Source organism: Haloferax sp. Atlit-6N, from assembly GCF_003383195.1.
Classification (GTDB): Archaea; Halobacteriota; Halobacteria; order Halobacteriales; family Haloferacaceae; genus Haloferax; species Haloferax gibbonsii.
Genome location: NZ_QEQJ01000098.1, coordinates 1 through 625, shown reverse-complemented (window position 1 = coordinate 625; position 625 = coordinate 1). Strand labels below are relative to the sequence as shown.

Annotated in this window: 1 protein-coding gene; it reads right to left on the bottom strand. The window is 53.1% G+C overall.

The genetic code is table 11. The features are described from left to right. Positions 1–385: 385 nt before the first annotated feature. Positions 386–625: hypothetical protein (locus DEQ92_RS23560; protein ID WP_158547652.1), on the bottom strand; the 240-nt coding region annotated here is incomplete at its 5' end.

The following is a 625-nucleotide window of genomic DNA, read 5'->3' as shown; positions in this document are numbered from 1 at the left end:
TGACCTCGTCGAGGTGTCTGTTACGGCTGCAAAAGAGCCCGACCCGGTTCTAACGGCCTACAAACCCATCAGATCGGTTTGAGTACCTCGAAAATCGTCCAAAGGAAGAGCCGGTGTGCAATGTGAGATGTCCGGGAAAAGTGCTTGACGAGAAAATCACCATCCGAGGAGCGAAAATGAGCCGGGAGATGGAGAGACCAACGAGAACACAGATTCGGATGGCGACGTCGACGCAACTAGTACCGAAAATGCACCAACAGCTGACGCAGCAACGAGACCAACTGAACAGTCACGGCACCCAGCAGTGCAGTATACACGAATGAATCTGAGAAGAAATATGAGAGAGCCTCCCGACGAAGTATCGGCTGAAGAACGTCGAAGCTGACTACGCAGTGACTGGCGTCTGACGATCCTGCTCCTCAGCAGGGTCGATTGTAGCAATACGCCAGTTCGGGCTCGTTGTCTCCTCGCTTTCGAGTATGAACTCGTGGACATCGCCGGTATCCAAGTCCAGCACCTGTTCCTGAAGCTCCTCATCATATGCACGGCTGTAACGTGGAACAGAGACCCGAATGCCGACGTCATCACCCTCCAACACCTCTAACCAGAGGTGATTGTTTTGTCC